We start from the raw sequence: 25772 nt of genomic DNA, 5'->3' as shown, positions 1-25772 counted from the left end.
ATTTGGGCGATTTCGAGATCGGTGTCTAGCTAACTAAATTTACGGCAACTGCAACTTCTGGTTACAGGCTGGTGATAACCTCGCCCTTCCCCTCTCCCAGATTTCCCCGCAGATGCCCAACCAAGAGCCCTTGCTGTTACGTCACCACCGTCCGTTTCTCGCGTTCTGGCTGGCCCGGGTGTTTACCGCCAGTGGTTTCCAGATGCTCACGGTGGCCATTGGCTGGAACCTGTATCAGCTGACCGGCAACGTGCTCGATTTGGGTTTGGTGGGGTTGGTGGAATTTGCGCCACGCGTGCTGTTCATGCTCCACACCGGGCACGTCGCGGACCGCTATGACCGGCGCAAAGTCGCGGCGATCTGCCAGTCCCTGCAAGCGCTGATTGCCCTGTCGCTGGCCATCGGCAGTGCAACCGATCAGGTCACCCGGGAAATGATCTTCATCCTCGCGTTCCTGCTCGGTGCCGCGCGCTCCTTCGAAATGCCCACCACTCAAGCCCTGTTGCCGAGCATCGTGCCCAGTGCGCTGTTTCCCCGCGCGGTGGCCGCCGCACAATCTGCGCAGCAATCAGCCACCATCGTCGCTCCGGCGCTCGGCGGTTTGCTCTATGCCTTCGGCAGCGTCTGGGTGTATGGCCCGACCGTAATCCTCTACATCATTGCCTGCGTGCTGATGCTTAACTTGCCGGCCCGGCAAACGCCGCTGAACAAGGGCAAGGCGACGCTGGATTCGCTGCTGGCGGGCATCCGCTTCATTCGCAGTCGCCCGGACATTCTCGGGGCGATCTCTCTGGACCTGTTTGCGGTTTTGCTCGGTGGCGCGACGGCGCTGCTGCCGGTGTTTGCCAAGGACATCCTGCTCACCGGCCCGTGGGGTCTGGGCCTGCTGCGTTCAGCGCCGGCAGTCGGAGCGTTACTGATGTCGTTGTTCCTGGCGCGATTTGCGGTTGAGCGCAATGTCGGACGGGTGATGTTCACGGCAGTCGGTGTGTTCGGCGTGGCCACCATTGCCTTCGGCCTCTCGACCTCGTTCTGGTTCTCTCTTGCCGTGCTGGTAGTGCTGGGTGCGGCAGACATGATCAGCATGGTGATCCGCGCCTCGTTCGTGCAACTGGAAACCCCGGACGAAATGCGTGGCCGGGTCAGCGCCGTGAACGGCCTGTTCATCGGCGCTTCGAACCAGTTGGGCGAGTTCGAATCCGGGCTGACCGCCCACTGGTTCGGCACCGTACCGGCGGTGGTCATGGGCGGGATCGGCACCCTGGTGGTGACCGGGGTCTGGGTGAAACTGTTCCCGAGCCTGGCCAACCGTGACCGCATGCATGTGCCGGTGGAAGAAGTGAAGGTCTGAAGCAGGTTGCTGGCATAAATTTGCCGACAAGGTGCAATACATAGATACCGCTTCCAGTGTAATGTATCGCCTTACACTTCTCCCATGATCAAATCCTTTCAGCACAAGGGCCTTCGTGGCTTCTATGCAACAGGTTCGACTCGCGGGATTCGCGCAGACCATGCGAAGCGTCTGTCTCGGATGCTTCAGTGCATGGACCGTGCAGCGCTACCCGGCGACCTCGATATTCCGGGATGGCGACTGCATCCACTCAGGGGGGAGTTGGCCGAATTCTGGTCACTGAGTGATTCAGGGAACTGGCGAGTTGTTTATCGGTTTATCGGTTTATCGGTTTATCGGTTTATCGGTTCAGACATCGAACTGGTCGACTATCTGGACTACCACTGACAGGAGGCAGGCAATGCCCATGCACAACCCGCCACACCCTGGCGAAACACTATTGATGGATGTCTTGCCCGAACTCGGCATCAGCGTCACTGAACTGGCCCGCCATCTGGGTTTTGCGCGACCACATCTTTCTCGGGTATTGCATGGACATGCGCCGATCAGCCCCGATCTGGCTGTGCGCCTGGAGCGGGCAGGGATTGGCAAGGCCCGCATGTGGCTAGGGGTTCAGACCGATTATGATCTCTGGCAAGCGGAACAGCGTGAGCAACCGGCGATCAAGCCCATTACCATCCACGCCTGACATCCCTTAAACCAACAACTCCCCCGCCACCGCCGCGCGTGTGGCTTTGCCGCAGAGTTGTTCCACCAGCGTCAGGGCAAATGCCAAGGCGGCCCCAGAGCCCTGGGCGGTCACGCAATTGCCGTCAACCACCACCGGTTGGTCGACAAAGTTGCAGCCCAACAGCTGATGACTGGCCGAGGGCAGGCACGTCATGCGCCGCTGACGCAACACACCGAACTGTTGCAGCGCGACCGCCGGGGCTTCGGCGATGCCCGCGAACAAGCGTCCGGCGGCGGCTTGATCCTTCATAAGTTGTTGCAGGGGTTGATGGGCCGCCAGGTGTTGCGCGCCAACGGCACCGCCGGGCAAGGCAATAAGGTCGAACGGCTGGGCCAGCAAATCCACCAGCATGGCATCGGCCGTCAGTCGGGTGCCACGAGCGCAGGTGAGCATGCGCCGACCCTCGATGCTGGCCACCACCACTTCAACGTTGGCGCGGCGCAGTACATCGACCAGGGTCACTGTTTGCAGGTCATCAATGCCCTCGGCGAGGGTAATCAAAGCTCTAAAGGTCATGGGGGCAGTCCACAGGGTGATCTTTAAAGCGTAGTCAGCTTTCCTGACGCTTGTTCGAGCGCAGCCGTTACTTGATGTAAAGCTGCGTCGACATCGTGTTGCCCGGCGCGTTGATCGAGGTATTGCTGAAGGTGAAGACGCCGTTCTGCTTGCCGGCCAGGTCCAGGACATACAGATAGCCGACGGTTTTTCTCCCGACGGTGCACTCGGTCAGATTACCGGTATCAAAAGCACAGACCGGCGTGCGGGTGCCGTTCAGTTCAAACCCGTCCAGCGCGACAAACGCCTCACGTCCGTAGCCGACTTCCAACACATAGACCTTGATACTCGGGCCGCTGTGGTCGCAGCGCGTCTGTTCCTGCCCCTCGGCGATGCCTTCAAAGCCACAACCTGGCGATTCGACCTTGAGCACTTTCAACTGGCTCAAGGGTGGCGCCATCGCGGCCGAGGCGTTTTGCGCCCCCAGCAACAAGGCAAACACGACGCCAATCACGGCGATCACAGGCTTTTTCATGCAATACATAACTACCCCCAAAACCAGCGCGCAGTATGGCTCACTTCACTTGACGGCAAAACATCGACGACGATCGCAGCCATAAGCAGCCATAACCCTACGCGACTGGTATGATGCGCGGCTTTTTCCGGCCCACAGTAATTTCCCAGGCGCGTTCAGCGGTCTGTGCTTTGCTGTTGAGGTCGATACATTCACGGCGCCGGGCGCGCCACGGGGAGCAGACATGCTGGAAAGGCTGTTTCAACTCAAGGCACACAACACCAACGTGCGGACCGAGATTCTGGCGGGCGTCACGACTTTCTTGGCCATGGCCTACATTCTGTTCGTCAACCCGAGCATCCTCGGCGAGACCGGCATGGACAAGGGCGCGGTGTTTGTCGCCACCTGTCTGGCTGCGGCCATCGGCTCCACAACCATGGGCCTGATCGCCAACTACCCGATCGCACTCGCACCGGGCATGGGTCTGAACGCCTTCTTCACCTACACCGTGGTTCTGCACATGGGCCACACCTGGCAAGTGGCGCTGGGGGCGGTGTTCATCTCGGCGGTGTGCTTCTTCCTGCTGTCGATCTTCCGCATCCGTGAATGGATCATCAACAGCATCCCGCTGCCGCTGCGCTCGGCGATTGCCGCTGGTATCGGTCTGTTCCTGGCGCTGATCGCCCTGCATAACGCAGGTATCGTGGTCAGCAACCCGGCGACCATGGTCGGCCTCGGTGACCTGAAACAACCGGCCCCGATTCTCGCGACCTTGGGTTTTGCCCTGATCGTTGCTCTCGAAGCCCTGGCCGTACGCGGCGCAGTGCTGATCGGCATTCTGGTGGTGACCATCGTTTCGATTGCGATGGGCTTCACCCCGTTCGGCGGCGTGATGTCGATGCCGCCCTCCCTGGCCCCGACCTTCCTGCAACTGGACATCAAAGGCGCACTGGACATCGGTCTGGTCAGCGTGATTTTCGCCTTCCTGTTTGTCGATCTGTTCGACAACTCCGGCACCCTGATCGGCGTCGCCAAGCGCGCCGGCCTGATGGGCAAGGACGGCCACATGCCGAAAATGGGTCGCGCGCTGATCGCCGACAGTACCGCGGCCATGGCCGGCTCGCTGTTGGGCACCTCGACCACCACCAGCTACATCGAATCCGCAGCCGGCGTGAGTGCCGGTGGCCGCACCGGTCTGACCGCCGTTGTGGTTGCGATTCTGTTCCTGCTGGCATTGTTCTTCTCGCCACTGGCCGCCAGCGTTCCGGCGTTCGCCACGGCACCGGCACTGCTGTTCGTCGCCGTACTGATGACCTCCGGCCTGGCCGAAATAGACTGGGACGACATCACCGTCGCCGCACCGGTCGTGATCACCGCGCTGGCCATGCCGTTCACTTATTCCATCGCCAATGGCATCGCCTTCGGTTTCATTTCCTGGACCGCAATCAAGCTGATGTCCGGTCGCGGACGTGAGCTGAACCCGGCGCTGGTGATTCTGTCGATTCTGTTCGTGATCAAGTTGGGTTGGTTCAACGCATGACTTTTGATTCCCAGGCCTACGCCGTTCAGCTCGAAGAAAAGGTCACACGCCTGCGTGACCTGCTGGCCCCGTTCGATGCACCTGAACCGGCCGTCTTCGACTCACCGCTGCAAAACTTCCGCCTGCGCGCCGAGTTCCGTCTGTGGCGTGAAGCCAGCGAGCGGCACTACGCAATGTTTTCCCAGGAAGACAAACGTACGCCGATCTTGATCGAAGAGTTTCCAATCGCCAGCGTGCGCATCAATCAGTTGATGCCGCAGCTCAAAGCGGCATGGAAAGCCAGCGCGGCCCTGAGCCACAAGCTGTTTCAGGTGGAGTTCCTGACCACCCTGGCCGGCGATGCGATGATCACCCTGTGCTATCACCGCCCGCTGGACCAGCACTGGCATGCAGCTGCCACGAAACTGGCCGCCGACCTGAACGTCAGCATCATCGGTCGCTCCAAGGGCAAACGCGAAGTGATCGGCCACGATTATGTGGTGGAGAAGCTCGACGTCGGCGGTCGCACCTTCAGCTATCGCCAGCCAGAAGGCGCGTTCACCCAGCCCAACGGCACCGTCAACCAGAAGATGCTCAACTGGGCTTACGACGCCCTCGGTGATCGCACCGACGATTTGCTGGAGTTGTACTGCGGCAACGGCAACTTCACCCTTCCGCTCGCCACCCGTGTACGCAAAGTGCTGGCCACGGAAATCAGCAAGACCTCAGTCAACGCAGCCCTGAGCAATCTCAACGAAAACGCGGTGGATAACGTTACGCTGGTGCGCCTGTCCGCTGAAGAGCTGACCGAAGCGCTGAACGAAGTCCGCCCATTCCGTCGCCTGCACGGCATTGACCTCAAGAGCTACGAGTTCGGTAGCGTGTTCGTCGACCCGCCCCGTGCCGGCATGGACCCGGACACCTGCGAGTTGACCCGACGCTTCGACAACATCCTCTATATCTCCTGCAACCCGGAAACGCTGGCGGCGAACATCGCCCAGTTGCACAACACGCATCGCATCACTCAGTGCGCGATGTTTGACCAGTTCCCGTGGACGCATCACATGGAATCCGGGGTGTTGTTGACCCGTCGTTGATTGCAGTTGCCGGTACAAATCAGCCGTCATCACGACGGCTTTTTTGTGGGCAAGTCAAAGAGCCGAATCCACCTTACGCGGGCGCCCGCCCTTTTTGCCATTGGCCCGCGCAGCCTCGGCCTTGGCAACACTACTCTGGCGACCATTGCGCGCGGCGATGACTGAAGACGCCATGTCCATCAGTGGCTTGCTCGCTGAAATCAATCCAGCAATGGACACCTGTAAATCACGGCCTTCATGGCAGAGCGCGGTTCCCGAAAAGCCAACCTTCAAGTCGGCGAAATCCCCATCGTCAAAGCCATCAAACTCCGGGTAATTCTTCGCCGGTAGCAGCACGCCACTGCCGTCTTCAAAGCCGATGACCAGGCAATGCCCTGACCAATTCACTGCTGTCGCATTCAAACCGCTACGACGGCTCAACTCGCCTCGCTGAATGGCCTGATCCAGTGTTTCTTCGGTGACGGGGCGATCCGCCTGAATGTTCGCCTGTATCGTTTTCATAATTCGATTTCCACTCCCTCGGCAGCCCCCATCAGGGACAACAACGTCTTGTTCGTTTCGGGCTCGTAACAGGCCGAGCCAATCAGGTAGGTCGTGCAGGCGATTCGTTTCATCACGACCACTTCATTGCCCTCCCAATCCCACAACTGATTGTCGAGGCAGGCCGTGCGCAATTTGCTCCACCAGATGCCGCGTGCTCGCCGTAAATGCGCCGGTTGCCGCAGCGCCTGACGCAATCCCTCCAGCACTGCTGAAGGGGGTCGCTGCGAATGAGGTACGACATCCCAGAGCTCCACGCCGTTGTGCCAGAAACTGAATTTGAAGCGTGCACTCCACGTTCGGGCATCGACGTGGACATGAGGCGGACAATGTTCATCGCGCAGCATGACGACCAATGAAAAGCCCTTATAGCGACATACGTTCATGCTAACCCATCCGTTAGGTTATAGAGTGCAAAGATTCTCCATTCCTTGAAGAACCCGATAATTGGTGCGATCTGATTTTCAGACTAGCGCTTGAGCGTTTTTTGACTCGCCGTCTACTGCGTCAAAATAGTAAGCAATCCTTTCTCCATGCCCGCAAAAAAAGCCGCCGCTCCAGATAATCACTGCCACGGCAATTTCATCTACAGTGACGCCATTCAGCCCCTCATTTGATCCCCGGTGTAATCAATCATGCAGCGAGTCTTCGATGATCTTCAGTTGGGCAGCATCGAACTGTTTTGTCTGGCGGCCGAGGCCGGGAGCTTTACTGCCGCCGCGCTGGTGGCGGGCGTGACGCCGGCCGCCGTCAGCCGTTCGGTATCGCGCATGGAAGAACGCCTGGGCGTGCGGCTGTTCGCGCGCACGACCCGTAGCGTGAAGTTGACCGACAGTGGTCGCCGGTATTACGAGGAATGTCGCCAGGCGCTGGCGCAACTGATCGAAGCCCAACGCGAGGTCATGGGCCAGCAGCAGCAACCGTCCGGCACGTTGCGGATCAGCATTCCCACGACTTATGCACACCACCGGATTCTGCCGTTGCTGCCGGCGTTTCGGGCGCGCTTTCCCGACGTAAAGGTCGAGTCGCACATCAGCAATCGCAACATCGATTTCGTTGGCGAAGGCTATGACATGGCCATTCGCGTTCGGGCGATTCCGGATTCCGGGCTGATTGCCCGACATCTGGAGGACGCCGCGCTGGTGATGATTGCCAGCCCCGAATACCTCAAACGTGCCGGCGTCCCACAAACCCTGGACGACCTTGCGCAGCATGAATGCATTCAGTACGAACTGCCCAGCAGCGGTCGGCGGATTGCCTGGTTGTTCAATGACAACGGCGCACCACGGGAGATTCTCGCCGAGGGCAGTCTCAGTTGCTCTGACGATGTGCTCGGCGGCGTAACCCTGGCCAAACACGGGGCGGGACTGTTTCAGACGTACCGGTTTATCGTCGAAAGCGAACTGGCCGATGGCTCGCTGGTGGAAGTGTTGAAGCCTTACAGCGGACGCTCGCGACCGTTCACGTTGCTGTATCCGCAAAGCCGCCATGTGCCCCTGAAGTTGCGCGCCTTTATCGACTTCCTGGTTGAGCATCTGCCTCGATAAACCTCGAAACTGTCCGATCACCGCCCACAAATCCCGGCTGAAACGTCTCTTTAATTGACCGAACTAACTAGCTAGTACAATTTATCTCCACAGGTTGAACCAACAGCCGCTTCCAAAAACAATAAGTGGAGAGACCCTCGATGCCCCCTATCGTTCTGGTGCTCAACGGCCCGAACCTGAACCTGCTCGGCACCCGTGAACCGGCGACTTATGGTCACGAAACCCTGGCAGACATCTCTGCGCTGTGCGGACGTGCCGCTGAAGAATTCGGCCTGGCCGTGGAGTTTCGCCAGACCAACCACGAAGGTGAGTTGCTCGACTGGATTCACGCCGCTCGCGGTCGTTGCGCCGGGATTGTGATCAACCCGGCCGCGTGGACCCACACCTCGGTTGCGATCCGCGATGCCCTCGTCGCCAGCGAACTGCCCGTGATCGAAGTCCACCTGTCGAACGTCCACGCTCGTGAGCCTTTCCGGCATCACTCGTTCGTCTCGGCCATCGCCACCGCCGTGCTGGCCGGTTTCGGCAGCCACGGCTATCGCCTGGCACTGGAACATTTCAGTCTGCAATTGAAAGGGTGAACGCAATGACTCAGCACAACACCATATTGGCCGGGCTGATCGGCGCCGGGATTCAAGCCTCCCGCACACCCGCGCTGCACGAGCATGAAGGCGAAGCGCAGGGCATGCGTTACCTCTATCGCTTGATCGACCTCGATCAGTTGCAGCTCGACAGCAGTGCCTTGCCCGACCTGCTGATGGCAGCCGAGCGGATGAACTTCACCGGCCTGAACATCACCTTCCCGTGCAAGCAGGCGATCATCCCGTTGCTCGACGAACTGTCGCCGGAAGCGCGCGGAATCGGCGCGGTGAACACCGTGGTGCTGAAAGACGGCAAACGCATCGGTCACAACACCGATTGCCTGGGTTTTGCCGAAGGTTTTCGCCGTGGCTTGAAGGACGCTGCCCGTGAACATGTCGTACAAATGGGTGCCGGAGGCGCAGGCGCGGCAGTGGCCCACGCGCTATTAAGCGAAGGCGTACAACTGCTGAGTATTTTCGACGTGGAGATCAACCGCGCGCAGGCGCTGGCGGACAACCTCAATCAGCATTTTGGCGCTGGCCGGGCGGTGGCCGGGCATGATCTGCCAAGCACAATGGCCCAAGCGGACGGGCTGGTGAACACCACGCCCATGGGCATGAAAAAACTGCCGGGCATGCCGGTGCCGGTGGAGCTGCTTCGCACTAAGTTGTGGGTGGCGGAGATTGTTTACTTCCCGCTGGAAACCGAACTGCTGCGCAATGCCCGCAAGCTCGGTTGCCGCACGCTGGACGGCGGCAACATGGCGGTGTTTCAGGCGGTGAAGGCGTTTGAATTGTTCAGCGGCGTAGTGCCGGATGCGCAGCGAATGCTGGCGCATTTTCAGAGCATGAATGGCTGAGTGGATGCAGTGAGGGGACAATCCCCTCACTTCATTTCAAGCCTGCAAGTAGCGCAACACCGACTCGCAAATCATCTCCCGATGACGCTGCTTGATAGTTTCGTCCGGCAGGTCGATCTGAAAAATCTCACCGAAGGTATGACGGTTCGATACGCGATAGAAGCAGAACGAACTGATCAACAGATGCACATCCAGCGGCACAAGCCCTGCGCGGAACAGCCCCTCCTCGGCACCACGACGCAAAATCTCGCCCAGTGAATCGAGGATCGTATTGTTCATCGCCTTGATCGCATCGGAGCGTTTCACGTATTCAGCGTTGTGAATGTTTTCGATGCTGACGATGCGCACGAAATCGACATTGCGATCATGGTGATCGAAGGTAAATTCCACCAGGCGCCGAATCGCCTCGACCGGTTCCAGCTCGGTCAGCAGCAAACGGTTTTCGGTGCTGCGAATGTCCCCGTAGAGCTTTTCCAGCACTTCAACGTAGAGCTGCTCTTTACTGCCGAAGTAGTAATAGATCATGCGTTTGGAGGTGTGGATGCGCTCGGCGATTGCATCGACGCGAGCACCGGAAAGCCCCTGTTGGACGAACTCGACAATCGCCTCTTGAAGGATGTTCTCGCGGGTCTTTTCCGGGTTGTTTTTGCGGCTTTTGCGAGGCTCGGCGATGGGTTCGACGGGCACTGCGGAGCGTTCTGAAGTCATTGTCATTGCGGGCTCACGGCCATCACTGCACAGGCTGGCGATTATGGGCCGCGCCGCACAGTGAAGGAAGTCGTGCGGCAGCGGTTTGTACCCGTGTTTACGATTTTCCTACAACTTGGCCTGACGGAGGGCACCGCTGCGGGATTTGGCCATCGCCGCCAGTCGAACCGCGACGTTGGCTGCGCCATAGCCGGCATAGCCGTTCTTGCGTTGAATGATTTCAAAGAAGAACCGCCCTTCGAATGGCTCGGTGTACACATGAAACAGTTCACCGCCCTGCGCATCGCGGTCGTACAGCACGTTGAAATAGGCCAGCTCGCTGAGGAACTCGTCATCGAAGTCGAACCGCGCGGCGAGGTCATCGTAGTAATTGAGCGGGATGTCCAGCAACGGCACGCCCGCCTCTTTCGCGCGGCTGACTTGCGCAAAGATGTCATCGCAATCAAACGCGATGTGATGCACACCGGAGCCGCGATAACTCGACAGCGCGTGTGAGATGGCGGTGTTGCGGTTCTCGGAAATGTTCAACGGCAAGCGGATCGAACTGTCGCGGCTGCGCAGCGCACGGCTTTTTACCAGGCCATACGGGTCGGGCAGCACCACTTCGTCGTCGGCTTCGAAATCCAGCAGGCTCTTGTAGAACAGCACCCAACTGTCGAGGCTGTCGGCTGGCAACGCCATGGCCATGTGGTCGATACGCTTGAGGCCGCCATTGGCCACGGCGGCAGGATATAGATTGAAGTCGGTGCCATAGACGTCGGCTTCCTGGTCCACCAGATAAATCAGGCTGCCATCCGGTGCGCGCACCGCGGCCAGCTCCAATTCATTGGGCCCGACCAGTCCGCGATATGGCTGACCTTTGTAAGCCACGGCCCGGGCCAGCGCGCTCGCACTGTCTTTGACCCGCACAGCGGTGGCGCACAGCGATGGGCCGTGCGCTTCGAAAAAACTGTGGGCGAACGAGTAAGGCTCAGAGTTGAGGATGAGGTTGATATCGCCCTGACGCAGCAGGCTCACGCTCTTGGAACGATGCTGCCCGGCCTTGACGAAACCCAGCCGCTCCAGCCAATGGGAGAGCTTGGCACCGAGGCTTTCGTCCACGGCAAACTCGAGAAACTCGATGCCGCTGTACTCGCTAGCCGTCGGGGTCTCGAACAGGATGTCGAGGTTGGTCGCCGGTTGAGCGTCCTGCGCCAGGCGCTGGCGGGTTTTCTCTTCGAGGTACAGCAACGAACGCAAACCGTCAGCGGCATTGGCCCGAGGGGGCGCGGCGCGGAAGCCGTCGTTGAAGACTTCCAGCGACAGCGGCCCGGTGTAGCCACTCTTGATGATCGGCGCGAGGAACCCCGGCAAATCGAATTCGCCCTGGCCCGGGAAGCAGCGAAAATGTCGGCTCCACTCCAGCACGTCCATGGCCAGGATCGGCGCGTCGGCCATTTGCACGAAGAAAATCTTGTCGCCGGGGATCTCTGCGATAGCGCTCGGATCGCCCTTGAGCGACAGCGTGTGAAAGCTGTCCAGCAACACGCCAAGACTCGGGTGATCGGCCTGGCGGACGATGTTCCACACCTGTTGATAAGTGTTCACATGCCGGCCCCAGGCCAGTGCTTCGTAACCGATCCGCAGGCCGCGCGCGCCGGCGTGCTCCGCCAGCAGGCGCAAGTCGTCGACGAGGATTTGCTCATCCCCGACGGAATCGGCGGACGCGTTGCTGCACACCAACACCAAGTCTGTGCCCAGTTCCTGCATCAAGTCGAACTTGCGCTCGGCCCGTTCCAGATTGCGCGGCAGTCGGTCACGGCGGCACCCTTCGAAATCCCGGAACGGTTGAAACAGCGTGATCGCGATCCCCAGATCGGCGCACATCTGTTTAATTTCCCGTGGGCTACCGTCGTAGTAGAGAAGGTCGTTCTCGAAAATCTCCACCCCGTCAAAACCGGCGGCGGCAATGGCTTCGAGTTTTTCCGGCAGGGTACCGCTCAAGGACACGGTGGCAATGGAACGCTGCATATTTCGACTCCCGGTGGTGGAGACAGTCTTGTCAGGGTGCTGCACGCTTGCTTTATGTAGGAGTACGGCTTGCCGGCGATGGCGATCTCGCGGCTGCCATCGCCGGCAAGCCGTGCTCCTACAGGACTGTGTTTTTCTTGAAGTGAATTATTGGCTGCGTAAACTCACACAGCAATTCAAAGTGTACTATCTGGTTAGTTTTGTGTTCGATTATCGAACAAAATGACGGTTGGCGAATTGACGATTTTTTATCCACTGCGCAACATCAACTCCACATTGAGCCCGGTCATAAACCATCGGATTCGGTTACCAAAGCCCCAGAACACCACATAAAAACAATCGGTGGACTACATGACTCCTTCTCAAAGTTCTCCCGTGGAGCGCTCCTCCATGACTCCTGCCATCGGCGGCATCGGCGGCATCGGCGACAAGATCCGTGGCGCCATGGCGGTCGGCAAAACCCGTTGGGGCATGCTGGCGCTGGTGTTTTTTGCGACGACCCTGAACTACATCGACCGTGCCGCCCTCGGCGTCATGCAGCCCATTCTCGCCAAGGAAATGAGCTGGACGGCGATGGACTACGCCAACATCAACTTCTGGTTCCAGGTCGGCTACGCCATCGGTTTCGTGCTGCAAGGCCGATTGATCGACCGGGTCGGCGTCAAGCGCGTGTTCTTCTGCGCGGTGCTGCTCTGGAGCATCGCCACCGGTGCTCACGGCCTGGCCACCTCGGCAGTCGGCTTTATGGTTTGCCGATTTATCCTCGGCCTGACTGAAGCCGCCAACTACCCGGCCTGCGTGAAAACCACGCGGCTGTGGTTCCCTGCCGGCGAGCGCGCCGTGGCCACCGGCATCTTCAACGCCGGGACCAACGTCGGTGCAATGTTCACCCCGATGCTGTTGCCGCTGATCCTCCACGTGTGGGGCTGGCAGGCTGCGTTCCTGTGCATGTCGGCGCTGGGCGGTATCTGGTTGCTGTTCTGGGGCTTGAAGTACTTCAACCCGGAAGATCATCCAAGCGTTAAACAATCAGAGCTGGACTACATCCAGAACGAAGTCGAACCGGAACAATCCCGCGTATCGTTTTCGACAATCCTGCGCATGCGTGGCACCTGGGCCTTTGCCTTGGCTTACGCGATGACCGCGCCGGTGTTCTGGTTCTACCTGTATTGGCTGCCGCCGTTCCTCAATCAACAATACAACTTGGGGATCAACGTGACCCAGATGGGTATTCCGCTGATCATCATCTACCTGACGGCAGACTTCGGCAGTGTCGGTGGCGGGATCCTCTCCTCGTTCCTGATCGGTCGCGGAGTCAACCCGATCAAGGCGCGGCTGATGTCCATGTTCCTGTTCGCCTGCTGCATCATCGGCGTGATCATGGCGGCCGGTTCGAGCAGTCTGTGGGTCGCGGTGGCCGCCATTTCCCTGGCCATCGGCGCGCACCAGGCCTGGACCGCGAACATCTGGAGCCTGGTGATGGACTACACGCCTAAACACATGATGAGTACGGTATTTGGTTTTGGCGGCATGTGCGCAGCCATCGGCGGGATGTTCATGACGCAGTTGGTCGGCCACATTCTGACCGTCACCAACAACAACTACACCGTGCTCTTCACCCTGATCCCGGCGATGTACTTCATCGCCCTGACCTGGATGTACTTCATGGCACCGCGCAAGATTCCTACCGTTACCGAGTAATTGCCCTTCCCCAGGCAGGCCTGATTCCAGGCCTGCCTTGTTGTTTCTCCTACCGACGACTCTGTTGCCACGCTGCCGCCAACCCGCTGCAGCAAATCACCGCGATCCCGACCACGGTGGTCAGGGTTGGTGTGTGGGAAAACAGCAGCCAGCCCAGCAACCCGGCAAACACAATCTGGCAATAACCGAACGGCGCCAGCAGCGCGGGCGCGGCATAGCGGAACGCCTGAGTCAGAAACAAGTGAGCCGTCATCCCGCAAGCACCCAACGCCACCATCATCAAGCCATGCCCAAGGGTTGGCATTTTCCAGAAGAACGGCACCAGCACACACATCACCAAGGTGTTGCACAGGCCGGCGAAGAAGTTACTGGTGGTCGGGCTGTCGATGTTGCTGAGCTTGCGGGTGAGCAATTGATAGAGGCAGAAAAACAGCGCCGAGCAGAACGGCAACAGCACCGCAGGCGTGAACAGATCACCGCCTGGGTGGACGATGATCAATACGCCGATAAATCCACAAATCACCGCGATCCATTGGCCACGGGTGACGTGCTCACCCAGCAACGGCACCGATAACGCGGTGACCAGCACCGGCGCAAGAAAGTTGACCGCCGTGGCTTCGGCCAACGGGATGTATTGCAAACCAGTGGTGAAAAACAGACTGGTGCCCAACAGGCACAACGCTCTCATTGTCTGCAGCAAAGGCCGCTTGGTACGCAGCACGCCCAGCCCTGATTGCGGCAGAAAAATCCCGGCCATCAATAAGGTGTGAACCACATAACGCGCCCAAACGACCATGACCATCGGGTAAAAGCCCAAGAGGTATTTCGACAAGGCGTCATGGCTGGAAAAGAGGAAGGTGGCAAGAACGATCAGCAAAATCCCTTTGAAGGGGCGGTTTACGCCGGAGAGCGGGGTGCTGACGGTCATATGGGTTCCCTTGCGCCTGGCGAATTCCAATAATTTAGAACCTGGTTCCAGATTCCTATACAAGCATAGGCCGAAAGTGTTCGAACAACGCACAGTTTTCAGATGAACAGAGATCAAACTGTGGGAGCGAGCCTGCTCGCGATGACAGATTCACATTCAACATTTCAGCTATTTGAAAGTCCGCTATCGCGAGCAGGCTCGCTCCCACAATGGAGTGGTGGTGTGCCCGAGTTAACTGAATAACTCTGAAGCAAGGCTCGCCGCCGACAACTCTTCGGCAAACGTCAACAACAGCGGTGCCAACTCATGCAATCGAGCGCCCGGCATACGCGCACTGGGCCCGGCGATGCTCAACACCCCGATCACCCGCCCCTCGCTCGGGTACCTCACCACGGCAGCAATCGCCGAGGTGCCCACCGCCGAGCTCTCTTCAACCCAGGCATAGCCCTGATCGCGCGCCAGACGTAGACGTTCCAGCAATTCAATGTTGGAACGCGGCGCATTCGGCCCCAGGTCCTTCGGCCGCTCACCGCCCTGACGTTCTACCAGCGACAACGCCTCGGCATCGCTCATGCACGCCAGCCACGCGTGGCCCGAGGCGGTATAGAACAACGGCGCATCGCGGCCCATGTCCGGGTCGTATCGCAGGCCGGACCGGGCACCTTGAGACTTGGCGATCCAGATCTGCCGCTCGCCCTCAATGACGCCCAGGCGCACCAGTTCACCGGTCTCCTGAGCCAGGCGATCCAGCACCGGCTGTACGATATCGGCGCCGCTGCCCGCCAGATAACGAAACCCCATCGCCACCAGTTTGGTCGACAGGTGATAGCGCAGGTTCTCCGGATTCTGCCGCACATAACCCAAGCGGATCAGCTCGGCGAGCAAGCGATGGGTCGCGCTTTTAGGGATATCCAGCTGTTCCGCCAGCGTCTGCATCTGCAGGCCGCGAGGGTCACTGGTAAGACTTTCCAGCACGCTGAAAACACGTTCGATCTGACTGCCGGCCATGGGAGATTCCAAACTCAATTTGCCTGATTCTAGAAGATGAACCATATAACGCGAAATCTGGAACTGAACAGTCGACAAGCACAGGCATCACTCATTTGAGAAAAACCCATCGTCTGACGGAATTCGATGGGCTATCCATGTTCCTACAGTCTGCAAGGTTCCCCCTGCCGCAAAGCTACAGTGCATGCTGGCACACGCAGAAACCCGGACGACCGGACTGGCGTCGCTCCCGCACACCAGCAACACTCATCCCCACGGACAATCAGAGGATTCCCACATGCTATGGAAAAAAGGCCGACGCAGCGACAACGTGGTCGATGCCCGTGGTGATGATGTCGGCGGTGGCGGGATGCGTTTCGGTGGCGGCAAGGGCTTGAGCCTGACCGCGATCATTCTGATTGTCGGCATCGGCTGGATCACCGGCCAGGACCCGCTGCAGATCCTCGGACAGCTCACCGGGCAAATGAGCGAGCAATCGGCGCCGGCCACCAACCAAACTCGCAAGGCGCCACCCGCAAACGACGAAGGCGCCGAATTCGTGCGTTCGATCCTCGGTGATACCGAAGACACCTGGGGTCAGATTTTCCAGCAGGCAGGCCGGCAATATAAAGACCCGACCCTCGTGCTGTTCAGCAATCGCGTCAATTCCGCCTGTGGTCTGGCGACATCAGCGACCGGTCCGTTCTATTGCCCGGCCGACCAGAAGGTCTACCTGGACATGGCGTTCTTCCAGGACATGTCACAACGCTTTGCGGCCGCCGGCGACTTCGCTCAGGCTTACGTGATCGCTCACGAAGTCGGACATCACGTTCAGACCTTGCTCGGCGTTTCAGCGAAAATTCAGACCGCCCGCCAGCAAGGCCGGCAGATGGAAGGCGATGGCGGTTTACTCGTGCGCCAGGAATTGCAGGCCGATTGCCTGGCCGGGGTCTGGGCCAACAATGCGCAAAAGCGTCTGAACTGGCTGGAACCCGGCGATATCGAAGAAGCCTTGAACGCAGCCAACGCCATCGGCGACGACCGCTTGCAGCAGCAAGGTCAGGGCCGCGTGGTACCGGACTCGTTTACCCATGGCACGTCAGCGCAAAGAGTGCGCTGGTTTAAAACCGGATTTGCACAAGGCCAGGTGGGCCAGTGCGATACCTTTGCGGCGAAAAACCTGTAAATGAATAAGTGGCTGTTAGCTGTACTGTTTACCTGCGCAAGTACCCAAGCCGCCGAGCATGGGGTCAAAGAACTCAGCCCCGGCCGGCTGTTACTCAAAGAAGGCGAGATGGCGGTAGGCATCGGCCCGGCGCCTGCGAAAATCGAACGTGTGCTGATCATCATTCATGGCCGACTGCGCAATTCTGAAACCTACCGCCAGAGCGCCGAGCAGGCGGCTGAACTGGCAGGACAAAGCGCAACCACGCTGGTGATCGCCCCACAATTTCTCAACGAAACCGATGTAGCCCTGCATCCAGTGGCGGACACCGTCCTGCGCTGGCAGGGCAATGACTGGATGGAGGGCGGTTTATCCACCGCCCCGTTTGCGTTGAGCTCCTATGGGGCACTGGATCAGATCATCGCGAGAGTCAGCGACCGTCAACAGTTTCCGGACGTGAAACAAATCGTCATTACCGGTCATTCCGGTGGTGCGCAAGTGGTTCAGCGTTATGCATTGCTGGCTCACGACCAACCGACGCTCACTGCGTCCGGTGTGAAAGTCCGTTATGTGGTCGCCAACCCTTCCTCGTATGCGTATTTCGATGAGCGGCGACCCGTGGCGTTCGATCACGCGAAATGCCCCGGTTTTAACCGCTGGAAGTATGGCCTGACGGATTTACCCCTCTATGCCAGTGGGCAAACGGCGCCGCAGATTGAAGGCAATTACGTCAAGCGTGACGTGACTTATCTGCTCGGACAGCAAGACATCGACCCGCAGCATCCGGCGCTGGATAAAGGTTGCGAAGCGCAAGCCCAGGGCGCTAATCGCCTGACTCGCGGGCACTATTATTTCGACTACTTGCTGCGTCGCAACCCTCGCGGGGTGAACCAGCAACTGGTCGACGTGCCGGGGGTTGGGCATAACGGGGATGGGATGTTTACGTCGCCCGAGGGGCAGAAGGCGTTGTTTGGGCAGTGAGTTGGGTGGTGCCTGATCTGGCGCTATCGCGAGCAGGCTCACTCCTACAGTAGATCTCTAGCGGACACAGTTTTTGTATTCCATAGAGATCCCCTGTAGGAGCGAGCCTGCTTGCGATGGGGCCCTCAAGCCAACAGCATTTCCCGCAACGCCACACAATCCGCCGCATGCCAATCAGCCAGCTCAGGCCACGGGTTATCCGGCAAATTCACCAACACCGTCCGCGCCCCCGCCGCCCGCCCGCAATCCAGATCAAACCGGTAATCACCGACCATTACCATTTCGCTCGCCGGCACCTTCCAGGCCTCGGCCAGTTTCAGCAAACCACCGGGATGCGGTTTAGGCGGCGCTTCATCACGCCCCAGCACGTCTTCCACCGCGAAGCAGTCCGCCAGGCCGATGGCCTCCAGCGTGACGTGCGCCAGCTCCCGGGCATTGCGCGTCAGAATGCCCAAGCGATAGCCACGCCCGGCCAACTCACGCACCAGCTCCACTGCACCTGGGGCCGGTTTCGAACCCAGCGCCAGATCACGTTCGTGCTCCAGCAGCCACGCATGTTTAGCCGCCGCTTCATCGGCCGGCAATGCCGCGAGGTGCGTCAGGATGTCGTCTTCGGCCGGGATCGCCAATGCCACGCGAATCGCCGCGAAGTCATGCACGGCCACTGTCAGGGTGCCGTCCATGTCGAACACCCAGTGACGCACCTCGGCCAGGCTCATGCCCAATCCTTGCGATGACGAATCAGGCCTTCCTGCGTGACCGAGGCCACCAGTTGCCCGGCGCGGTTGAACACGCTGCCACGGCTAAAGCCACGGGAATTTCCGGCCCACGGGCTGTCCATCGCGTAGAGCAACCAGTCATCGGCGCGCAGATCCTGGTGGAACCATAGCGCGTGATCAAGGCTGGCGACCTGCATGTCTTTGTGCCAGACCGATTTGCCATGGGGCTGCATCGAGGTGACCAACAGACCGAAGTCCGACGCATAGGCCAGCAGATATTTGTGCAATGCCGGCGAGTCGGCCAAGGCACCGTCGGCGCGAAACCATACGTACTTGATCGGGTCGGACGGCAGCGGGTTGTAGGGATCTTTTTCGGTCACCGGGCGGAATTCGATCGGTTTCGGGCACAGCAGTTTTTCGCGCATTTTTTCAGGGATCAAGTGTGCACGCTGCTGGGTCAGCTCCAGCTCCGACGGCAGGTTTTCCGGGCCGACCACAACCGGCATTTCGGTTTGGTGCTGGAAGCCTTCTTCGTCGTACTGGAACGAGGCGCTGCAGGTAAAAATCGGATGACCTTTCTGGATCGCCGTGACCCGGCGCGTGCTGAAACTGCCGCCGTCGCGAACCCGGTCAACCTGATACACCACTGGCAACCCGGCATCGCCCGGACGCAGGAAATAACCGTGCATCGAATGCACATGGCGCGCTTCTTCGACTGTCTGACTGGCCGCCGACAGTGACTGGCCGAGCACCTGACCGCCGAACAACTGGCGAAAACCCAGGTCCTGGCTGCGCCCACGGAACAGGTTTTCTTCGATTGGTTCCAGGGTCAGTAAATCGACCAGATCATCCAACACTTGGCTCATTCAGACTCTCCTCACGCAAAACATTGCCGCGCAGTCTTGGCTGCGACGGTCGATTCAATTTCTGGCCCGGGCCAACAATATGGGAGCCATTGTAAACGTCCGCGTCGGCTTATCCATGCAAGGTTTGCAGCCATTGTTCACGGGTGATGCGGTACAGCACATGGTGACGCAGGGGATGGTCGGCCGCGAGCTTTGGGTGCTCGAAGTCATCGGCTGAATCATGGTGCATGCCGATCGCCTGCATGACTTTCTCTGAAGGCGTGTTGTTTTGGGTGGTGAAGGACACGACTTCTGTCAGCCCCAACCGGTCAAACCCGCAACGCAGCGCGGTCCACGCCGCTTCACTGGCATAACCCAGGCCCCAATGTTCGCGGGCCAGGCGCCAGCCGATTTCGGTCGCGGGGGTGAATGGCGCGTCGAAACCCACCACAGCCAGGCCGGTAAACCCGATGAACTGGCCGGTGTCCTTGCGTTGCAGTGCCCAGAGGCCAAAACCATGCTCGGCAAAATGCCCGCGTATTCGTCCGATCAGCGAGGCACTTTCCAACCGACTCAACGGCGCCGGGAAATATCGCATCACCTGTGGATCGGCACACATCGCCGCAAACTCCGGCAAATCCTCATCGCGCCACTGCCGTAACAACAGTCGCGCGCTTTCGAGTTCCAGTATTGGCTCCATTGCGTTCCCCCCCCCGTTTCCATGCCGCAAGTCTACAACGCTGGTAGGATCCTTCTCTCATTCCTACATGAAATCATCATGCCGCTGCCGCTGATTTATCACGAAGACTACAGCCCCGAGTTCCCGGCGGATCACCGCTTCCCCATGGATAAGTTTCGCCTCCTGCGCGATCACTTGGTGGACAGTGGCCTGACCCGGGACGCCGACCTGCTGCGTCCGGCGCTTTGTCCTCCGGAGATTCTCGCCCTCGCCCATGACGCTGCCTATATCGAACGCTATATGAGTGGCGAGTTGTCCCGTGAAGACCAACGGCGCCTCGGACTGCCCTGGACCGAAGCCCTGGCCCAGCGCACGGTGCGCGCGGTCGGCGGTTCGTTGCTGGCGGCGGAACAGGCGCTGGAGCACGGTTTGGCCTGTCACTTGGCGGGCGGCACGCATCACGCGCATTACGACTACCCGGCCGGCTTCTGCATCTTCAATGACCTGGCGGTGATCAGCCATTACCTGCTGGAAAGTGGCCGGGTGAATCGGGTGCTGATCTTCGATTGCGACGTGCATCAGGGCGACGGGACTGCACGGATCCTGCACAACACCCCGGACGCGGTGACGGTTTCCCTGCACTGCGAAAAGAATTTTCCTGCACGCAAAGCCGAAAGTGACTGGGACATCCCGCTGCCCAAGGGCATGGGCGATGCCGACTACCTGAAAGTAGTCGACGATGCGCTCAACTATTTGCTGCCGCTCTATCAACCGGATCTGGTGCTGTATGACGCCGGGGTCGATGTGCACAAGGACGATGCCCTGGGTTATTTGAAACTGACGGACGAAGGCGTGGCGGCGCGGGATGAAAGCGTGATGCGTCATTGTCTGGGCCGGGATATTCCGGTGGTGGGGGTGATTGGTGGCGGTTACAGCAAGGACCGCAAGGCCTTGGCGCGCCGACATGGCATCCTGCATCACAGCGCGCAACGGGTCTGGCAGTCATCAGGTTGTCATTGAGCTATGGGCCTTTACCCACAATGCCTGTGGAACTGCCTGTGGATAACCTGAGTGAAAGGGTCTACAGCCCATACGGTGTATAGGCTACACAACGGTGGTTGTTTTTTAACCACATCTTGAACCCATCATCAATCCCCTGTGGGAGCGAGCCTGCTCGCGATAGGGCCCTCACATTCAACATCAATGCCGACTGACCCACCGCTATCGTCGGAACGCCGCCCGGAACCGGCTCACTCCCACAGGGATCCGTGCTGGTAGAATGCCCGGCTTCAATCCGCCAAACCGCAGCGCATTCCATGACCCAATCCTCCACCGCCCTCCCCCCTCAAGTCGCCATCATCGGCGGCGGCCCTGCCGGCCTGATGGCGGCTGAAGTGTTGAGTCAGGCCGGGGTCAAGGTCGACCTCTACGACGGCATGCCTTCGGTGGGACGCAAATTCCTGCTGGCCGGGGTCGGCGGCATGAACATCACCCATTCCGAAGCCTACCCGGCGTTTCTCTCGCGCTATGCCGAGCGCGCCCCGCAGATTGCGCCGCTGCTGCGATCCTTTGGCGCCGACGCGCTGTGCCAATGGATTCATGACCTGGGCATCGAAACCTTTGTCGGCAGCTCAGGCAGGGTGTTTCCAACCGATATGAAAGCCGCGCCCCTGCTGCGCGCCTGGCTCAAACGCCTGCGAGACGCCGGCGTAGTTATCCACACCCGCCACCGCTGGCTCGGCTGGAATGCCGACGGCAGCCTGAACATGTCGAGCCCCGACGGTGTAAAAAACCTTTCACCTGACGCCACCCTGCTGGCCCTCGGCGGCGGCAGTTGGTCGCGCCTCGGTTCGGACGGCGCGTGGATGCTGCCGCTGGAACAACGCGGCGTAGGACTGGCCCCGTTGCAACCGAGCAATTGCGGCTTCGAGGTGCAGGCCTGGAGCGAATTGATGGTCAGTAAATTCGCCGGCGCGCCGCTGAAAAACATCGCCATCGGCCTCAATGACGACGTGCCACGGCTCGGGGAATGCGTGATCACGTCGACCGGGATTGAAGGCAGTCTGATCTACGCCTTGTCGGCACCGATCCGCGAAGCCATCAACCTCAACGGTTCGGCGACCATTCATCTGGACCTGCTGCCGGGCAAGCCTGTGGATAAAGTGCAGGCAGCGCTGAGCAAGCCGCGCGGTTCACGTTCGATGTCCAAACACCTGCACAGTCAACTGGGCCTTGATGGGGTCAAAGCCGCATTGCTGCGTGAACTTACGCCGGCCGACTGCTTTGCCGAACCGGCACTGTTGGCCAAAGCGATCAAGGCATTGCCGCTGACGCTTGTGAAAACCCGCCCACTGGACGAAGCCATCAGCAGCGCCGGGGGCGTGATGTTTGAGTCGATGGATGAACGCTTGATGCTCAAGCAACTGCCTGGCGTGTTCTGCGCGGGGGAGATGCTGGATTGGGAGGCACCGACGGGCGGCTATCTGCTGACCGCGTGTTTCGCCAGCGGTCGGGCGGCGGGGATGGGGATGGTGGAGTGGTTGAAGCGCAAGGCTTGAAGACCGAGTTGAGCCCAGCCTGATCGTTCCCACGCTCTGCGTGGTAACGCAGCCCGGGACGCTCTGCGTCCCAACAGCGGACGCAGAGCGTCCATTGAGGCATTCCCACGCAGAGCGTGGGAACGATCATTACGCGATCAAGGCTTACGCTTACGCGGCCCGGTATTGAACACCGGCACTTTTCGCACCGGCTTGATCGAAGGCTCCGGCGCCGATGCATCCCCGCTCTCAACCCACTTGCCCAGGTTGCGCTTGCCACCACTGGAGGTCTTTGGCTTCTTCGGCTTTTTCGGCTTCTTGACCACCTGACCGCTGGCATCGGTATCCGGTACGCGGTGCTCAGGTTCGAAGTCATGCTCCATCTGCCGAGGCAATGTCTGACGGGTCAACGTCTCGATGGCCGACAGCAGATTCACTTCATCGGCGCACACCAGCGAAATCGCCTGTCCGGTGTTTCCCGCTCGGCCCGTACGCCCGATGCGGTGGATGTAATCCTCCGCCACGATCGGCAGGTCAAAGTTGACCACCAACGGCAAATCTTCGATGTCCAAACCACGGGCTGCGACGTCAGTAGCCACCAGAATCTGCACTTCACTGGCCTTGAAACGGTCCAGCGCGCGCTGACGCGTGGCCTGCGGTTTGTCGCCGTGGATGCCGTCGGCATTGATGCCCAGGCCCTGGAGTTTTTCCACCAGAGCGTCGACACCGTTGCGGGTCTTGGCGAACACCAGCACTTGCTTCCACTTGCCTTTGCGCAGCAAGTGAACGAACAGCTCCGGCTTGCGCTTCTTGTCGACCGTCACAACCCACTGTTTAACCGTGTTGGCTGCTACGTTACGCGGGCTGACTTCGATGCTCAGCGGATCGTTGAGCATCTGCCCGGCCAGGGTGCGGATCGCATCGGAGAACGTTGCGGAGAACAACAGCGTCTGACGTTTCTTCGGCAGCGCCTTGTAGATGTTGCCCAGTTCTTCGGAAAAGCCCAGATCGAGCATGCGATCGGCTTCGTCCAGCACCAGGGTTTGCAGCTGATTGAACTTGAGCGCGTTCTGACGGAACAGGTCGAGCAAGCGGCCCGGCGTGGCCACCAGCAGGTCGACGCCTTTGCGCAGTTTCATCATTTGCGGGTTGATGCTGACGCCACCGTACACCGCATAAGTGCTCAACGGCAGGTTCTCGGCGTACTGACGCACGGCTTCGTGAACCTGTTCCGCCAGCTCGCGGGTCGGCACCAGAATCAGTGCGCGTACTGAGTTGGCGGTGACTTTCGGCCCTTCCATGGCCAGCAATTGCAACAACGGCAACGCGAAACCGGCGGTCTTGCCGGTGCCGGTCTGGGCGGCGGCCATCAGGTCGCGACCGGCCAGCACCGCCGGAATGGCTTGCGCCTGAACCGGCGTCGGGGTCTGGTAGCCGAGCGTCTCGAGAGAGCGCAGCAAGGGTTCGATCAGGCCAAGGGTGGCGAAAGTCATGGGATTACCGTAGGAAAATTCAGCGCGGGTTTTTCAAAACAAGTGTGCAAAACAAGATGCAATGGCGCGCAGTTTACCCTAATTCACACGGGATTCTGTCGGCGCGACTGCAGCCGGCTGCACAGGCGCCCGGCGCCACTGCGGTAAACCGATCAACACCACGGCGCTGATGATCACCAGCATTGCCAGCCCTTCTTCGATGCCGATGGTCTCGCCGACAAACACGATGCCCAACAACACCGCCACGGCCGGGTTGACGTAGGCATAACTGGTCGCCGCCGCCGGACGCACGTTTTTCAACAGATACATATAAGCGTTGAACGCGATAATCGAGCCGAAGAACGTCAGATACGCCAGGGCTGCCCAACCTTCGATTGGCGGTATGGCTTGCAGATGCTCGCCGCTCAGTGCACTGCCGATCAGCAGCACTACGCCGCCGACCAGCATTTCCACAGCGCTGGCCATCGCCCCCTCGGGCAACGGCAAGTGTTTGCTCCAGACCGAACCAAACGCCCAGGAAGCCGCCGCCAGCACCAGCAACGTCGCCCCCAGCGGGCTCGATTGCAGGTTCGAACCGAGATTCAACATGGCAATGCCGATCAGACCGAGCGCAATCCCGGCCCATTCGAGACGGGTATTACGCGCGCCCCAAAAATATCCGCACAACAAGGTAAACAACGGCACCGTTGCAATCGCCAAAGCTGCCACACCGGAGGCCACCCCCATGTGTTCGGCCACAGTGACTCCGCCGTTACCGCCAGCGAGCAGCAAGATCCCGATCATGCCGGCCGCTTTCCACTGCGCCCAGGTCGGTGTCGGCGCCCCGCGCCAGCGCAGGAAGGCATACATCAGCGTCCCGGCGACCACAAAACGGATTCCGGCGAGCAACAACGGCGGCCAGTACTCCACACCGATGCGGATCGCCAGATAGGTTGATCCCCAAATCACGTACAACGCGAAAAAAGCAGCGATCAACGGTAAGGGAAAACGACGTAAGCCAGGCATGAGCAACTCGATGACAGGACAATGTGAACAGCTATTCTAGAAAGGCCAACGGCGAAAAATAAGTTACAAAACCTGTTTATAGCGCCAGTACACTTTTCAAAACACGGAGATCGGCGTTATAAACCGTGCTTTCGAAAGTCAGTCATTTTTCAGGTGCACGACGATGGATAAATACGACCGCATGCTCCTCGGCGCCCTGCTGGAAAACGGCCGTGCGTCCTACGCCGACCTCGCGCGCAAGGTCAACCTGTCCGCCCCGGCCGTCGCCGAGCGTGTGGCCAAACTGGAAGCCAGTGGCGTGATTACCGGTTACCAGGCGAAAGTCGACATGGCCAAGCTCGGTTTACCGATCCAGTGCGTCATCGAACTGCGCCTGAACCAGCACGGCAACCAAAAGGCCTACGACGACTTGATCAAAATCCCGCAATTGACCGAGTGCCACCGGGTCACCGGCGATCCGTGCGTGATCATGCAGGCGGCGGTGGGTTCGATGCCGGAGCTGGAAGAGTTGATCAACCGAATTGCCAAATTCGGGTTCAGCAAGACGTCGATTGTGCTTTCGAGCGCGATAGAAAAGCGCGTGCCGTTGGGGCACATCGAAAGCAATGGCAAGACGATCTAAGGCAGGTGGAGATCCCCTGTAGGAGTGAGCCTGATCTGGTCCAGTAATTTTGGACATTGTTTTCGGTTCTCACGCCGCCATCTTTTCTGCCGCTACCGGCGAGTGGTAACCGTTGTAGCTGTGGCGCCTTACATTGTTGTAGCGCGCCACATATCGGT

27 protein-coding genes are annotated in these 25772 nt (G+C 59.6%); 14 read left to right on the top strand and 13 right to left on the bottom strand.

Going from position 1 to position 25772, the window contains the following annotated elements; genetic code table 11:
• Positions 1 to 112 precede the first annotated feature (112 nt).
• The 3 genes from KGB06_RS21690 (at position 113) to KGB06_RS21680 (ending at position 2039) form a co-directional block, all read left to right on the top strand.
• Positions 113 to 1351, top strand: coding sequence for an MFS transporter (locus KGB06_RS21690; protein WP_223519411.1), 1239 nt, complete (start codon positions 113 to 115; stop codon positions 1349 to 1351).
• Between the two features lie 84 nt (positions 1352 to 1435).
• Complete coding sequence (locus KGB06_RS21685; protein ID WP_223519409.1) at positions 1436 to 1738, top strand: type II toxin-antitoxin system RelE/ParE family toxin; 303 nt, start codon at positions 1436 to 1438, stop codon at positions 1736 to 1738.
• 13 nt (positions 1739 to 1751) lie between these two features.
• On the top strand, positions 1752 to 2039 hold the full coding sequence (locus tag KGB06_RS21680; RefSeq protein ID WP_223519408.1) for a HigA family addiction module antitoxin: 288 nt from the start codon (positions 1752 to 1754) through the stop codon (positions 2037 to 2039).
• Positions 2040 to 2045: 6 nt separating this feature from the next.
• On the opposite strand, the gene KGB06_RS21675 is transcribed toward KGB06_RS21680, so the two are convergent.
• Both KGB06_RS21675 and KGB06_RS21670 read right to left on the bottom strand, forming a co-directional pair.
• Positions 2046 to 2597, bottom strand: coding sequence for a DJ-1 family glyoxalase III (locus KGB06_RS21675; RefSeq protein ID WP_223519406.1), 552 nt, complete (start codon positions 2595 to 2597; stop codon positions 2046 to 2048).
• Positions 2598 to 2664: 67 nt separating this feature from the next.
• Complete coding sequence (locus tag KGB06_RS21670) at positions 2665 to 3111, bottom strand: DUF4879 domain-containing protein (protein ID WP_411741862.1); 447 nt, start codon at positions 3109 to 3111, stop codon at positions 2665 to 2667.
• 223 nt (positions 3112 to 3334) lie between these two features.
• On the opposite strand from KGB06_RS21670, the gene KGB06_RS21665 reads away from it, so the two are divergent.
• Positions 3335 to 4630 carry an NCS2 family permease gene (locus KGB06_RS21665; RefSeq protein ID WP_223519403.1) on the top strand — a complete coding sequence of 432 codons (1296 nt, stop codon included), beginning with the start codon at positions 3335 to 3337 and terminating at the stop codon, positions 4628 to 4630.
• On the top strand, positions 4627 to 5706 hold the full coding sequence (gene trmA / locus KGB06_RS21660; protein WP_223519401.1) for a tRNA (uridine(54)-C5)-methyltransferase TrmA: 1080 nt from the start codon (positions 4627 to 4629) through the stop codon (positions 5704 to 5706). The genes KGB06_RS21665 and trmA overlap by 4 nt, the downstream gene beginning before the upstream one ends.
• A 54-nt stretch (positions 5707 to 5760) precedes the next feature.
• On the opposite strand, the gene KGB06_RS21655 is transcribed toward trmA, so the two are convergent.
• Both KGB06_RS21655 and KGB06_RS21650 read right to left on the bottom strand, forming a co-directional pair.
• A complete protein-coding gene (locus KGB06_RS21655; protein ID WP_223519400.1) occupies positions 5761 to 6207 on the bottom strand; it encodes a DUF2442 domain-containing protein in 447 nt (148 codons plus the stop codon).
• Entirely contained in the window at positions 6204 to 6632 is a 429-nt protein-coding gene (locus KGB06_RS21650; RefSeq protein ID WP_223519398.1) for a DUF4160 domain-containing protein, read from the bottom strand. The genes KGB06_RS21655 and KGB06_RS21650 overlap by 4 nt, the downstream gene beginning before the upstream one ends.
• 249 nt (positions 6633 to 6881) lie before the next feature.
• On the opposite strand from KGB06_RS21650, the gene KGB06_RS21645 reads away from it, so the two are divergent.
• The 3 genes from KGB06_RS21645 (at position 6882) to KGB06_RS21635 (ending at position 9234) form a co-directional block, all read left to right on the top strand.
• Positions 6882 to 7793 carry a LysR family transcriptional regulator gene (locus tag KGB06_RS21645; RefSeq protein ID WP_223519396.1) on the top strand — a complete coding sequence of 304 codons (912 nt, stop codon included), beginning with the start codon at positions 6882 to 6884 and terminating at the stop codon, positions 7791 to 7793.
• 140 nt (positions 7794 to 7933) lie between these two features.
• Entirely contained in the window at positions 7934 to 8374 is a 441-nt protein-coding gene (gene aroQ / locus KGB06_RS21640; protein ID WP_223519394.1) for a type II 3-dehydroquinate dehydratase, read from the top strand.
• Between the two features lie 5 nt (positions 8375 to 8379).
• Positions 8380 to 9234: a shikimate dehydrogenase gene (locus KGB06_RS21635; protein ID WP_223519392.1), complete on the top strand. Its 855-nt coding sequence runs from the start codon at positions 8380 to 8382 to the stop codon at positions 9232 to 9234.
• A gap of 36 nt (positions 9235 to 9270) precedes the next feature.
• On the opposite strand, the gene KGB06_RS21630 is transcribed toward KGB06_RS21635, so the two are convergent.
• On the bottom strand, positions 9271 to 9948 hold the full coding sequence (locus KGB06_RS21630) for a TetR/AcrR family transcriptional regulator (RefSeq protein WP_223519390.1): 678 nt from the start codon (positions 9946 to 9948) through the stop codon (positions 9271 to 9273).
• 102 nt (positions 9949 to 10050) lie between these two features.
• Positions 10051 to 11952 (bottom strand): 3-dehydroshikimate dehydratase QuiC, encoded by a 1902-nt coding sequence (quiC, locus tag KGB06_RS21625; RefSeq protein ID WP_223519388.1) that lies wholly within the window; start codon positions 11950 to 11952, stop codon positions 10051 to 10053.
• A gap of 390 nt (positions 11953 to 12342) precedes the next feature.
• Here quiC and KGB06_RS21620 point away from each other — a divergent pair, with 390 nt between their 5' ends.
• A complete protein-coding gene (locus KGB06_RS21620) occupies positions 12343 to 13653 on the top strand; it encodes an MFS transporter (RefSeq protein ID WP_223519387.1) in 1311 nt (436 codons plus the stop codon).
• 49 nt (positions 13654 to 13702) lie between these two features.
• Here the strand turns inward: KGB06_RS21620 and KGB06_RS21615 are convergent, their stop codons facing one another.
• A complete protein-coding gene (locus tag KGB06_RS21615; RefSeq protein ID WP_223519385.1) occupies positions 13703 to 14581 on the bottom strand; it encodes a DMT family transporter in 879 nt (292 codons plus the stop codon).
• A gap of 231 nt (positions 14582 to 14812) precedes the next feature.
• Positions 14813 to 15589, bottom strand: coding sequence for an IclR family transcriptional regulator (locus KGB06_RS21610; RefSeq protein ID WP_223519383.1), 777 nt, complete (start codon positions 15587 to 15589; stop codon positions 14813 to 14815).
• A gap of 277 nt (positions 15590 to 15866) precedes the next feature.
• Here KGB06_RS21610 and KGB06_RS21605 point away from each other — a divergent pair, with 277 nt between their 5' ends.
• Positions 15867 to 16754, top strand: a complete 888-nt coding sequence (locus KGB06_RS21605; protein WP_223519381.1) for a neutral zinc metallopeptidase — start codon at positions 15867 to 15869, stop codon at positions 16752 to 16754.
• Positions 16755 to 17714 (top strand): alpha/beta hydrolase, encoded by a 960-nt coding sequence (locus KGB06_RS21600; protein ID WP_223519379.1) that lies wholly within the window; start codon positions 16755 to 16757, stop codon positions 17712 to 17714.
• A 125-nt stretch (positions 17715 to 17839) separates the two neighbouring features.
• Here the strand turns inward: KGB06_RS21600 and KGB06_RS21595 are convergent, their stop codons facing one another.
• The 3 genes from KGB06_RS21595 to KGB06_RS21585 form a co-directional block, all read right to left on the bottom strand.
• Positions 17840 to 18433 (bottom strand): HAD family hydrolase, encoded by a 594-nt coding sequence (locus KGB06_RS21595; RefSeq protein ID WP_223519378.1) that lies wholly within the window; start codon positions 18431 to 18433, stop codon positions 17840 to 17842.
• Positions 18430 to 19299: an acyl-CoA thioesterase II gene (gene tesB, locus KGB06_RS21590; RefSeq protein ID WP_223519376.1), complete on the bottom strand. Its 870-nt coding sequence runs from the start codon at positions 19297 to 19299 to the stop codon at positions 18430 to 18432. The genes KGB06_RS21595 and tesB overlap by 4 nt, the downstream gene beginning before the upstream one ends.
• Positions 19300 to 19408: 109 nt before the next feature.
• Positions 19409 to 19978 carry a GNAT family N-acetyltransferase gene (locus tag KGB06_RS21585; RefSeq protein ID WP_223519374.1) on the bottom strand — a complete coding sequence of 190 codons (570 nt, stop codon included), beginning with the start codon at positions 19976 to 19978 and terminating at the stop codon, positions 19409 to 19411.
• A 78-nt stretch (positions 19979 to 20056) separates the two neighbouring features.
• Here KGB06_RS21585 and KGB06_RS21580 point away from each other — a divergent pair, with 78 nt between their 5' ends.
• Both KGB06_RS21580 and KGB06_RS21575 read left to right on the top strand, forming a co-directional pair.
• A complete protein-coding gene (locus KGB06_RS21580; protein WP_223519372.1) occupies positions 20057 to 20977 on the top strand; it encodes a histone deacetylase in 921 nt (306 codons plus the stop codon).
• 296 nt (positions 20978 to 21273) lie between these two features.
• Complete coding sequence (locus tag KGB06_RS21575) at positions 21274 to 22515, top strand: TIGR03862 family flavoprotein (RefSeq protein WP_223519370.1); 1242 nt, start codon at positions 21274 to 21276, stop codon at positions 22513 to 22515.
• Positions 22516 to 22652: 137 nt separating this feature from the next.
• Here KGB06_RS21575 and KGB06_RS21570 read toward each other — a convergent pair whose 3' ends face one another.
• Together KGB06_RS21570 and yedA are read right to left on the bottom strand one after the other, a co-directional pair.
• Positions 22653 to 23987, bottom strand: coding sequence for a DEAD/DEAH box helicase (locus KGB06_RS21570; protein WP_223519368.1), 1335 nt, complete (start codon positions 23985 to 23987; stop codon positions 22653 to 22655).
• Between the two features lie 78 nt (positions 23988 to 24065).
• The gene (yedA, locus tag KGB06_RS21565; protein WP_223519366.1) at positions 24066 to 24992 is read right to left on the bottom strand and encodes a drug/metabolite exporter YedA; all 927 of its coding nucleotides are present in this window, start codon (positions 24990 to 24992) and stop codon (positions 24066 to 24068) included.
• A gap of 163 nt (positions 24993 to 25155) precedes the next feature.
• On the opposite strand from yedA, the gene KGB06_RS21560 reads away from it, so the two are divergent.
• Positions 25156 to 25614: an Lrp/AsnC family transcriptional regulator gene (locus tag KGB06_RS21560; RefSeq protein ID WP_223519364.1), complete on the top strand. Its 459-nt coding sequence runs from the start codon at positions 25156 to 25158 to the stop codon at positions 25612 to 25614.
• Positions 25615 to 25772 lie beyond the last annotated feature (158 nt).

The sequence above is a fragment of the Pseudomonas sp. GL-B-19 genome (assembly GCF_019956415.1).
In the GTDB taxonomy this organism is placed as follows: Bacteria; Pseudomonadota; Gammaproteobacteria; order Pseudomonadales; family Pseudomonadaceae; genus Aquipseudomonas.
This window is presented reverse-complemented; position numbering and strand designations above follow the sequence as displayed.

Coding starts and splice junctions, on each gene's coding strand:
- KGB06_RS21690 (WP_223519411.1), top strand. CDS start 113: ATGCCCAACCAAGAGCCCTTGCTGTTACGTCACCACCGTCCGTTTCTC.
- KGB06_RS21685 (WP_223519409.1), top strand. CDS start 1,436: ATGATCAAATCCTTTCAGCACAAGGGCCTTCGTGGCTTCTATGCAACA.
- KGB06_RS21680 (WP_223519408.1), top strand. CDS start 1,752: ATGCCCATGCACAACCCGCCACACCCTGGCGAAACACTATTGATGGAT.
- KGB06_RS21675 (WP_223519406.1), bottom strand. CDS start 2,597: ATGACCTTTAGAGCTTTGATTACCCTCGCCGAGGGCATTGATGACCTG.
- KGB06_RS21670 (WP_411741862.1), bottom strand. CDS start 3,111: ATGAAAAAGCCTGTGATCGCCGTGATTGGCGTCGTGTTTGCCTTGTTG.
- KGB06_RS21665 (WP_223519403.1), top strand. CDS start 3,335: ATGCTGGAAAGGCTGTTTCAACTCAAGGCACACAACACCAACGTGCGG.
- trmA (WP_223519401.1), top strand. CDS start 4,627: ATGACTTTTGATTCCCAGGCCTACGCCGTTCAGCTCGAAGAAAAGGTC.
- KGB06_RS21655 (WP_223519400.1), bottom strand. CDS start 6,207: ATGAAAACGATACAGGCGAACATTCAGGCGGATCGCCCCGTCACCGAA.
- KGB06_RS21650 (WP_223519398.1), bottom strand. CDS start 6,632: ATGAACGTATGTCGCTATAAGGGCTTTTCATTGGTCGTCATGCTGCGC.
- KGB06_RS21645 (WP_223519396.1), top strand. CDS start 6,882: ATGCAGCGAGTCTTCGATGATCTTCAGTTGGGCAGCATCGAACTGTTT.
- aroQ (WP_223519394.1), top strand. CDS start 7,934: ATGCCCCCTATCGTTCTGGTGCTCAACGGCCCGAACCTGAACCTGCTC.
- KGB06_RS21635 (WP_223519392.1), top strand. CDS start 8,380: ATGACTCAGCACAACACCATATTGGCCGGGCTGATCGGCGCCGGGATT.
- KGB06_RS21630 (WP_223519390.1), bottom strand. CDS start 9,948: ATGACAATGACTTCAGAACGCTCCGCAGTGCCCGTCGAACCCATCGCC.
- quiC (WP_223519388.1), bottom strand. CDS start 11,952: ATGCAGCGTTCCATTGCCACCGTGTCCTTGAGCGGTACCCTGCCGGAA.
- KGB06_RS21620 (WP_223519387.1), top strand. CDS start 12,343: ATGACTCCTGCCATCGGCGGCATCGGCGGCATCGGCGACAAGATCCGT.
- KGB06_RS21615 (WP_223519385.1), bottom strand. CDS start 14,581: ATGACCGTCAGCACCCCGCTCTCCGGCGTAAACCGCCCCTTCAAAGGG.
- KGB06_RS21610 (WP_223519383.1), bottom strand. CDS start 15,589: ATGGCCGGCAGTCAGATCGAACGTGTTTTCAGCGTGCTGGAAAGTCTT.
- KGB06_RS21605 (WP_223519381.1), top strand. CDS start 15,867: ATGCTATGGAAAAAAGGCCGACGCAGCGACAACGTGGTCGATGCCCGT.
- KGB06_RS21600 (WP_223519379.1), top strand. CDS start 16,755: ATGAATAAGTGGCTGTTAGCTGTACTGTTTACCTGCGCAAGTACCCAA.
- KGB06_RS21595 (WP_223519378.1), bottom strand. CDS start 18,433: ATGAGCCTGGCCGAGGTGCGTCACTGGGTGTTCGACATGGACGGCACC.
- tesB (WP_223519376.1), bottom strand. CDS start 19,299: ATGAGCCAAGTGTTGGATGATCTGGTCGATTTACTGACCCTGGAACCA.
- KGB06_RS21585 (WP_223519374.1), bottom strand. CDS start 19,978: ATGGAGCCAATACTGGAACTCGAAAGCGCGCGACTGTTGTTACGGCAG.
- KGB06_RS21580 (WP_223519372.1), top strand. CDS start 20,057: ATGCCGCTGCCGCTGATTTATCACGAAGACTACAGCCCCGAGTTCCCG.
- KGB06_RS21575 (WP_223519370.1), top strand. CDS start 21,274: ATGACCCAATCCTCCACCGCCCTCCCCCCTCAAGTCGCCATCATCGGC.
- KGB06_RS21570 (WP_223519368.1), bottom strand. CDS start 23,987: ATGACTTTCGCCACCCTTGGCCTGATCGAACCCTTGCTGCGCTCTCTC.
- yedA (WP_223519366.1), bottom strand. CDS start 24,992: ATGCCTGGCTTACGTCGTTTTCCCTTACCGTTGATCGCTGCTTTTTTC.
- KGB06_RS21560 (WP_223519364.1), top strand. CDS start 25,156: ATGGATAAATACGACCGCATGCTCCTCGGCGCCCTGCTGGAAAACGGC.